This is a genomic window from Sandaracinobacteroides hominis (assembly GCF_016464365.1).
GTDB lineage: Bacteria > Pseudomonadota > Alphaproteobacteria > Sphingomonadales > Sphingomonadaceae > Sandaracinobacteroides > Sandaracinobacteroides hominis.
In genome coordinates this window covers 26,036-34,600 of sequence record NZ_JADCUC010000012.1, presented here as the reverse complement: position 1 = coordinate 34,600, position 8,565 = coordinate 26,036, and the positions used below count along the sequence as shown (strand labels likewise).

Below are 8,565 nucleotides of genomic sequence, written 5' to 3'. Positions count from 1 at the left end.
GCGCTCAGGCAGGTCGCACCAATGCGCTCCAGATCTCAGAACCCACAAACATCCGTTCACAAACAATCGGTTATCCGACCCCGTCCGTCCAGGATCCCCCGCCTTGCCCGGCAGCAGCAGCGCGATCCTCGCCCACTGCGCATCGTTCAACTCGTACCGCTTGATCCCCATCGTCCGCTCCGCGTTCAACACGGAGCCCTATGAATCAGCGATCAACCCGTTTGGAAATCCTGAATGTCGATCCCGCCTAGGGGAAGCGCGCCAGGGGCATTCGTTCGCATCGGCAGGCGGCTGTGGGTGCGGGGCAGCGTCATTCAATCCTGCGCGCCAGATTCTGGTTCAGCCACAAGGCGGCCAGGGTCCCGGCGGCGCCTGAAAGCAGATAGGCGCCGGAAGATATCAGCCCGAACTCGCTGGACAGCAGAAGCGCCGCCAGCGGCGCGAATCCGGCACCGAACATCCACGCAAGATCCGAGGTGAGCGCGGAGCCGGTATAGCGGTAATATATGGGAAAGCTTGCGGAAATCGCGCCCGACGACTGGCCGAACGACAAGCCGAGCAGCACGAACCCGGTCAGCATGAAGGCAAGCTCCCCGCCCTGCCCTGCGCCCAGCAGCTGCGGTGCAAAGCCGCTGAAGGCAGCGATTGCAGCAGCGGAAACGCCCAGCACCGTGCGGCGGCCGAAGCGATCCGCCAGATGGCCCGAGGCGATGATCGCGGCAATGCCGAAGACGGCGGCAAACGCTTCGATCAGCAGGAAGCGGACCGGCGATTCCCGGGTGAACAGGAACACCCACGACAACGGAAAGACCGTTACCATGTGGAACATGGCAAAGCTGGCGAGAGGTGCCAGCGCGCCGGCGGTGATGACCCGCCACTGCCGTTTCACCGTCTCCACCACAGGCGATGGCTCCAGCGCGCGGCCTTCGAACAGATGGGTATATTCCGGCGTCACGACGATGCGCAGCCTTGCGAACAACGCCACGACGTTGATCGCGAACGCCACGAAGAAGGGGTAGCGCCAGCCCCATTCCAGAAAATCCTCCGCCGGCAAGGCCCAGATGAGGAAGGCGAACAACAGGCTCGCCACGATCAGCCCTATGGGTGCGCCAAGCTGGGGCAGCATGGCATACCAGCCCCTCTTGCCCTCCGGCGCGTTGAGCGCCAGCAGCGAGGCAAGGCCATCCCATGTGCCGCCCAGCGCAGCCCCCTGACCGGCGCGGAACAGCGTCAGCATCCCAGCCGAGCCGAGGCCGATTGCCGCATATCCCGGCAGGAATGCGATAGCCGCGGTGGCGCCGCCCAGCAGGAAAAGCGCGATCGTCAACTTGGCGCTGCGCCCATAGCGCCGATCGATTCCGGTAAAGACATATGTGCCCACCGGACGCGCCACAAAGGCAACGGCAAATACCGCAAACGACAGGATCGTGCCGGCAAGCGGATCCAGGAACGGAAAGACGTGGCTGGGGAAAACCAGCACGGAAGCAATGGCGTAGACAAAGAAATCGAAGAATTCGGAGGCGCGGCCGATGATCACCCCGACGGCGATTTCTCCCGGCTGGACCGGGTGGCCGTCGTCGTTGATATCGCGTGCGTCGCGCTCGGCAGCAAGTTCCGTCATCGCATTCAGTCTGCCTGCAAGCCTTGTCCGGGGTGTGGACATTCCCCTTTGTCGCGGATCCGGCGCAAGGGGATTGGGCAAAATGTCCTATGGGACGGTTGCCGCCGTCGGCCTAGTCGCCCCGGCATGCCTCACCCACGCCACGGCCGTCTCTTCGGAATCCTGTCGCTTGCGCCGCTGGCGCTGCTGCCGGGCTGCGACATGGTCGTGCTGGATGCGGCCGGCGATATCGCAAGGCAGCAGGGCAATCTTGTCATACTGTCCACGCTGCTGATGCTGATCGTCATTGTGCCCGTGATGGCGATGACGATCTTTTTCGCGTGGACGTATCGCGCCGCCAATCGCGAAGCCCGCTATGATCCGGAATGGAACCACTCGACCCACCTGGAGCTGGCCATCTGGGGCGCCCCCCTGCTGATCATTATCTGCCTGGGCGCGGTCACCTGGGTGGGCACGCATCTGCTGGACCCCTATCGGCCGCTGGCGCGCGTCAGCCCCGGGCAGCCGGTGCTGCCCGATACCCGCCCGCTGGAAGTTCAGGTCGTCGCGCTCGACTGGAAATGGCTGTTCATCTACCCCGAATATGGCATCGCGACGGTAAACGAGCTGGCTGCTCCGATAGACCGGCCCATCCGCTTCCGCATTTCATCCTCGTCGGTGATGAACAGCTTCTACGTACCCGCGCTTGCCGGGCAGATCTATGCGATGCCCGGCATGGAGACAAAGCTGCATGCCGTGTTCAACCGCCCCGGCAGCTATCGGGGCTTTTCAGCCAATTATAGCGGCGCGGGATTCTCTGGCATGCGCTTCCACGCGCACGGGCTCAGCCAGGCGGATTTCGACCGCTGGATAAGCGACGTGCGCGCAGGCGGCGGCAGGCTGGATCGGATGGCATATCTGGAACTGGAGCGGCCAAGCGAGAATGTGCCGGTGATCCGGTTCGCACAGGTGGAGCGCGACCTGTTCCATGCCGTGCTCAATCTTTGCGTCGAACCCGGCAAGATGTGCATGCACGACATGATGTCGATCGATGCCCGGGGCGGCCTCGGCCTTGCCGGAGCCTATAATGTGGGCCAGCTTTCCTATGACAAGTTCGCCGGGCGTGGCAGCGAGGGCGGGCGACCCGCGCGGATGATGGTGGCTGCCACCTGCGACACCAGGCCGGTGGCCGCCGACAATTTCGAACTGCCGACTCCGGTGGTGCTTGCACCGCTTCTGGGCGCCGGGCTGGTCAACGGCTCGCAGACGCTGCTTTCCCGCATCACGCCGCTACCCGCTGCTCGTTGAAGGCTATTTTTGATGTCCGCCGCTGCGCCTGTCGCAATCCATCCTGTTTTCGGGCGCCTGTCGCTGGATGCCCTGCCCCTGCACGAGCCGATCGTCGTCGCCACCTTCGTTGCCGTGGTGATCGGCGGCCTCACCACGCTGGCCCTGCTGACGCGCTACAGGCTGTGGGGCATGTTGTGGAACGACTGGTTCACCAGCGTCGATCACAAGAAGATCGGCATCATGTACATGGTGCTGGGGCTGGTGATGTTCCTCAGGGGCTTTGCCGATGCCATCATGATGCGGCTGCAGCAGGCCATGGCCTTCAACGGCTCTGAAGGATATCTCAACGCGCATCATTACGATCAGATCTTCACCGCGCACGGCGTGATCATGATCTTCTTCGTCGCAATGCCGTTTGTCACCGGGCTGATGAACTATATCGTGCCGCTGCAGATCGGCGCACGCGACGTGTCCTTTCCATTCCTCAACAATTTCAGCTTCTGGATGACGACAGCGGGGGCGGTGCTGGTGATGGCGTCGCTGTTCGTCGGGGAGTTTGCGCAGACGGGCTGGCTTGCCTACCCGCCGCTCTCCGGCATCGCCTACAGCCCGGCCTCGGGGGTCGACTATTATATCTGGTCGCTGCAGATCGCCGGCGTCGGCACGACGCTTTCGGGCATAAACCTGATCGTCACGATCCTGAAGCTGCGCGCTCCGGGGATGACGTTGATGAAGATGCCCGTCTTCACCTGGACCAGCCTGTGCACCAACGTGCTGATCGTTGCATCCTTCCCGGTGCTGACGGCCGTGCTCACGCTGCTGACGCTCGATCGCTATGTGGGGACCAATTTCTTCACCAACGATTTCGGCGGCAGCCCGATGATGTACGTCAATCTCATCTGGATCTGGGGCCATCCGGAAGTCTATATTCTGATCCTGCCGCTGTTCGGCGTGTTTTCCGAAGTCACCTCCACCTTTTCGGGCAAGCGGCTGTTTGGCTACACGTCGATGGTCTACGCAACGATCGTCATCACCATTCTTTCCTATGTGGTCTGGTTGCACCATTTCTTCACCATGGGGTCTGGTGCCTCGGTGAACAGCTTCTTTGGCATCACCACCATGGTTATCTCCATCCCGACCGGCGCCAAGCTCTTCAACTGGCTGTTCACCATGTACCGTGGCCGCATCCGCTTCGAATTGCCGATGATGTGGACGATCGCGTTCATGCTGACCTTTGTGATCGGCGGTATGACGGGCGTGCTGCTGGCGGTGCCGCCGGCGGATTTCGTGCTGCACAACTCGCTGTTCCTGATCGCGCATTTCCATAACGTGATCATTGGCGGGGTGCTGTTCGGGCTGTTTGCGGCGATCAATTTCTGGTGGCCCAAGGCGTTCGGCTTCAAGCTGGATGTGTTCTGGGGCAAGATCAGCTTCTGGTGCTGGGTTGTCGGCTTCTGGCTGGCCTTCATGCCGCTCTATATTCTGGGGCTGATGGGGGTGACGCGGCGGATGCGCGTGTTCGACGATCCATCGCTGCAGATCTGGTTCGTGATCGCCGGCATCGGTGCCGTTGTCATCGCGGCGGGCATCGGGGCGATGCTGGTGCAGTTCGCGGTTTCCATCTGGCGGCGCGACAGTCTGCGCGACAGCAGCGGAGACCCCTGGAATGGCCGCACGCTGGAGTGGGCGACGTCGTCGCCGCCGCCGGACTATAATTTCGCCTTCACCCCCGTGGTGCATTCGCTCGATGCCTGGCACGAGATGAAGCAGGCCGGGGTGAAGCGTCCGGAATCGGGGTTCCGCGCGATCCATATGCCGCGGAACACCGGCACCGGGGTGATTCTGTCGGCGATCTGCATCGTCGGCGGATTTGCGATGATCTGGTACATGTGGTGGCTGGCAGCGCTGAGCCTGCTTGCCGTCATCGCCGTCAGTATCGCGCACACGTTCAACTATCACCGCGATTTTCACATCGCCGCCGATACCGTCTCTGAAACGGAGGCCGCGCGCACCCGCCAGCTGGCCGGCGCGCAGGCGGCAGGGGGGGCCTGATCGATGCAGAGCAGCCAGCAGCTTCCCGCGGACCTGACCGCGCATTTCTACGACCTGCACGAGCACGACCATCCGGAAGGCGGCAGCACCCTGCTGGGCTTCTGGATCTACCTGATGAGCGATTGCCTGATCTTCGCCATCCTGTTCGCGACCTATGCCGTGCTGGGCGGCAATCTGGCGGCCGGGCCGGGGCCGCAGGATCTGTTCGATCTGCCCCTGGTTGCGCTGAACACGGCCATGCTGCTGTTTTCATCGATCACCTATGGCTTTGCGATGCTGGCGATGGCCCGCGGGGAACAGCGCCAGACACTGCTCTGGCTGGGCGTCACCGGCCTGTTCGGGCTGATGTTCCTGGGCATCGAACTCTATGAGTTTCACCATCTGATCCATCTGGGCGCGACGCCGCAGCGCAGCGCCTTCCTGTCCGCCTTCTTCACCCTTGTCGGCACCCACGGGCTGCACGTGACCTTCGGCATCATCTGGCTGGTCACCCTGATGGTCCAGATCGATCGCCATGGCCTGAAGCCGGCGAACCAGCGGCGGTTGATGTGTCTCAGCCTGTTCTGGCACTTCCTGGACGTGATCTGGATCGGCGTCTTCACCCTTGTCTATCTGATGGGAATGTTGCGGTGAGCACAGAACATCCGGCACCGGACGGGCATGCCGCGCATGGCGATGGCGCATCCCATGGCTCGATGCGCGATTATGTGATCGGCTTCGTGCTGGCGGCGATCCTGACGGCGGTGCCGTTCTGGCTGGTGATGGCGCGGCCGTTGCCCAACGATATCACCGCCGTCCTCGTCATGGCCTTCGCGGTCGTGCAGGTGGTGGTGCACATGATCTACTTCCTGCATATGAACGGCAAGTCGGAAGGAGGCTGGACACTTACCGCACTGGTGTTCACCATCATCGTCGTCGTCATCATGCTGAGCGGGTCCCTGTGGGTAATGCACCACCTGAACACGAACATGATGCCGGCTATCCACGATATCCGGTAGAGGCGCTGACGCAGGCGGAAACACCCTCCCGGCGCGGGCGCCGGGTGCCGTCTGCCTTGCTTGCGGCGGGCCTGCTGCTGGCGGCGGCGGCGCTGGCCGCGCTGGGCTTCTGGCAGCTGGAGCGCCGGGCCTGGAAGCAGGACCTGATCGCGGCGGTGGACAGCCGCGCCCATGCGCCGCCCGTCGCGCCGCCGCCGCCCGCCGCCTGGGGTGAGCTGACGGCCGGCAGCCACGGCTATCTGCGGGTGCAGGTGAACGGGCGGTATCTTCCGGTGAAGCCCGAGCTGGTGAAAGCCGTCACCGAACTCGGCGGCGGATACTGGGTGATGCAGCCGCTCGATACGGGGCCCTATCGGATATTGGTGAACCGGGGCTTCGTGCCGGCGGGCCAGAAGGTCGCACCGCCGCCGTCCGGGAACGTCTCCGTCACCGGTCTGTTGCGCCTGACAGAGCCCGGCGGCGGCTTCCTGCGGGAGAATGACCCGGCAGCCCGCAAATGGTATTCGCGCGACGTGACAGCCATTTCGGCGGCCATGGGAAGCGGCTTGACGGCGCCCTACTTCATCGATGCCGACGCATCTGCCTTTGAAGAAGCCCGCGCCTCCGGGGCCGGACCCGGCACGCCGGTGGGCGGCCTGACGGTGATCCGCTTTTCCGACCATCACATGATCTATGCGCTGACCTGGTTTGCCCTTGCGATCCTGGCGATTGGCGGCGCGTGGATCGTCTGGCGTCCGGCAGGGACCGGCCCGCCATGATCGGGAACTGGCGCATCCGGAGCGTGACCGCGGCCGAAAGCGATGCCGGCCGTCGCAACATGCTGCTGCTGGTGCAATTGCGCTGGCTGGCGGTGGTGGGTCAGCTGGCAACCGTTATCGTCGTTCACTGGGGAATGGGCATTGCCCTGCCGCTGGCGCCATTGCTGCTGGCGCCCGCGATCCTCATCCTGATCAATCTGGTCACCATTCCTGTCGTCTTCCACCGCGCCGCCATCTCCAATGCCGAACTGACGATGGCGTTGTTGCTGGATGTCGTCGCCCTCACCTGGCAGCTGTTTCACAGCGGCGGCGTCACCAACCCGTTCCTGATGCTGTATCTGCTGCAGATCGTGCTTGGCGCCATCCTGTTGCGGCCGGCCACGAGCTGGGCGATCGTCGGGGCGGTTTTCCTTGCGCTGCCGCTGCTGGCCTTCAACCAGCGGCCGCTGGAAATCCCCCCCGCGCTGCAAGGCGGCCCGCTGAACCTGCAGATCGCCGGCAGCCTCGTGTGCCTGGCGCTGGTATCGGTGCTGCTGGTGGTGTTCGTCACGCGGATCAGCCGCAACCTTTCGGATCGCGATGCAGCGCTTGCGGCGATCCGCCAGCAGGCGGCGGAAGAGGATCATATCGTTCGCATGGGCATGCTGGCATCCGGGGCCGCCCATGAGCTGGGCACGCCCCTTTCCACCATGGCCGTGCTGGCCGGAGACTGGCGGCAGCTGCCGGCGCTGGCCGGCGACACGGAACTGCAGGCCGATCTATCGGACATGATCGCCGCCATCGAAAGCTGCAAGACGATTGTAAGCGGCATCCTGATGTCTGCCGGGGAAGCGCGCGGCATAGCGCCGGCGCGAACGACGGCACGCCGGTTCCTCCGCGATATCGTCGCGGAATGGAAGACCGACCGGCGCTATCCGGCAATCATGCTGACCGATCGGCTGGACGCGGATGTGCCCATCCTGGCCGATCCGGCCTTGCGGCAGGTGATCGGCAATGCGATTGACAATGCGCTGCATGTCTCTCCGCAATGGGTGGGCATTCTGGCCGAACGGGAAAATGGCATGCTGATGCTGGAGATATCCGATCGCGGGCCCGGCTTCACCGCAGAAATGCTGCAGGCGTTCGGCCGGCCATATCATTCCACCAGGGACAAGCCCGGCGGCGGACTGGGGCTGTTCCTGCTGGTGAATGTCGTGCGCAAACTTGGGGGTGAAGCCTCTGCGCGCAACCTGCCGGGTGGCGGCGCGGCGGTATCGATCCGGCTGCCGCTGTCCAGCATCTCGGTGCCGGCGACATGAAGGCACCGCTGCTGGTGCTGGTGGAGGACGACGCCGCCTTTGCGCGGACCCTGCAGAAATCGTTCGAGCGGCGCGGATATCAGGTGGTGCATGCCGCCAGCCAGGACGCGCTTGCCGGGCTGCTGGCAACACGGCAGCCAGACTATGCAGTGGTCGACCTGAAGCTGAGCAGCGGTTCCGGCCTCGGCTGTGTGCAGGAACTGCGGGCTGCATTTCCACGGATGCGCATCGTGGTGCTCACCGGCTTTGCCAGCATCGCAACGGCGGTAGAGGCGATCAAGCTGGGTGCGGACCATTATCTGGCCAAGCCATCGAACACCGACGACATAGAAGCCGCCTTTGCCCGAGAGGAGGGAAATCCCGATATCCCGGTCGATGGCCGGCATTCGTCGATCAAGACGCTTGAGTGGGAACATATCCACCGGACGCTGATGGAGACGGATTTCAACATTTCCGAAGCCGCCCGCCGGCTGGGCATGCACCGGCGAACGCTGGCGCGAAAGCTGGAAAAGCGCCCGGTGCGATAAGCGGCAGCCGGACGCGCGCCGGATAGGGGGAGAAACCCACGC

9 protein-coding genes are annotated in these 8,565 nt (G+C 63.7%); 7 read left to right on the top strand and 2 right to left on the bottom strand.

Annotated elements, in window-relative coordinates:
• Both IM784_RS16440 and IM784_RS16435 read right to left on the bottom strand, forming a co-directional pair.
• Positions 1-165: transposase (locus tag IM784_RS16440; RefSeq protein ID WP_199556229.1), on the bottom strand; the 165-nt coding region annotated here is incomplete at its 3' end.
• A gap of 145 nt (positions 166-310) precedes the next feature.
• The gene (locus tag IM784_RS16435) at positions 311-1,621 is read right to left on the bottom strand and encodes an MFS transporter (RefSeq protein ID WP_199556432.1); all 1,311 of its coding nucleotides are present in this window, start codon (positions 1,619-1,621) and stop codon (positions 311-313) included.
• 126 nt (positions 1,622-1,747) lie between these two features.
• Here IM784_RS16435 and cyoA point away from each other — a divergent pair, with 126 nt between their 5' ends.
• The 7 genes from cyoA (at position 1,748) to IM784_RS16400 (ending at position 8,523) form a co-directional block, all read left to right on the top strand.
• Entirely contained in the window at positions 1,748-2,908 is a 1,161-nt protein-coding gene (gene cyoA / locus IM784_RS16430) for a ubiquinol oxidase subunit II (protein WP_199556431.1), read from the top strand.
• A gap of 12 nt (positions 2,909-2,920) precedes the next feature.
• Positions 2,921-4,942 carry a cytochrome o ubiquinol oxidase subunit I gene (gene cyoB / locus IM784_RS16425; RefSeq protein ID WP_199556430.1) on the top strand — a complete coding sequence of 674 codons (2,022 nt, stop codon included), beginning with the start codon at positions 2,921-2,923 and terminating at the stop codon, positions 4,940-4,942.
• A gap of 3 nt (positions 4,943-4,945) precedes the next feature.
• The gene (gene cyoC / locus IM784_RS16420) at positions 4,946-5,575 is read left to right on the top strand and encodes a cytochrome o ubiquinol oxidase subunit III (RefSeq protein ID WP_199556429.1); all 630 of its coding nucleotides are present in this window, start codon (positions 4,946-4,948) and stop codon (positions 5,573-5,575) included.
• A 62-nt stretch (positions 5,576-5,637) separates the two neighbouring features.
• A complete protein-coding gene (gene cyoD, locus IM784_RS16415; RefSeq protein WP_199556437.1) occupies positions 5,638-5,940 on the top strand; it encodes a cytochrome o ubiquinol oxidase subunit IV in 303 nt (100 codons plus the stop codon).
• Positions 5,883-6,698 carry an SURF1 family protein gene (locus IM784_RS16410; RefSeq protein WP_328799571.1) on the top strand — a complete coding sequence of 272 codons (816 nt, stop codon included), beginning with the start codon at positions 5,883-5,885 and terminating at the stop codon, positions 6,696-6,698. Before cyoD ends, IM784_RS16410 begins: the two co-directional genes overlap by 58 nt.
• Positions 6,695-7,996 carry an ATP-binding protein gene (locus tag IM784_RS16405; protein WP_199556428.1) on the top strand — a complete coding sequence of 434 codons (1,302 nt, stop codon included), beginning with the start codon at positions 6,695-6,697 and terminating at the stop codon, positions 7,994-7,996. Before IM784_RS16410 ends, IM784_RS16405 begins: the two co-directional genes overlap by 4 nt.
• Positions 7,993-8,523, top strand: coding sequence for a response regulator transcription factor (locus IM784_RS16400; RefSeq protein WP_199556427.1), 531 nt, complete (start codon positions 7,993-7,995; stop codon positions 8,521-8,523). The genes IM784_RS16405 and IM784_RS16400 overlap by 4 nt, the downstream gene beginning before the upstream one ends.
• Positions 8,524-8,565: the final 42 nt, after the last annotated feature.

Bases quoted from the DNA above. Each gene is read 5' to 3' on its own strand.
- cyoB (WP_199556430.1), top strand. From the start codon at position 2,921: ATGTCCGCCGCTGCGCCTGTCGCAATCCATCCTGTTTTCGGGCGCCTG.
- cyoD (WP_199556437.1), top strand. From the start codon at position 5,638: ATGCGCGATTATGTGATCGGCTTCGTGCTGGCGGCGATCCTGACGGCG.
- IM784_RS16405 (WP_199556428.1), top strand. From the start codon at position 6,695: ATGATCGGGAACTGGCGCATCCGGAGCGTGACCGCGGCCGAAAGCGAT.
- IM784_RS16400 (WP_199556427.1), top strand. From the start codon at position 7,993: ATGAAGGCACCGCTGCTGGTGCTGGTGGAGGACGACGCCGCCTTTGCG.
- cyoC (WP_199556429.1), top strand. From the start codon at position 4,946: ATGCAGAGCAGCCAGCAGCTTCCCGCGGACCTGACCGCGCATTTCTAC.
- IM784_RS16435 (WP_199556432.1), bottom strand. From the start codon at position 1,621: ATGACGGAACTTGCTGCCGAGCGCGACGCACGCGATATCAACGACGAC.
- cyoA (WP_199556431.1), top strand. From the start codon at position 1,748: ATGCCTCACCCACGCCACGGCCGTCTCTTCGGAATCCTGTCGCTTGCG.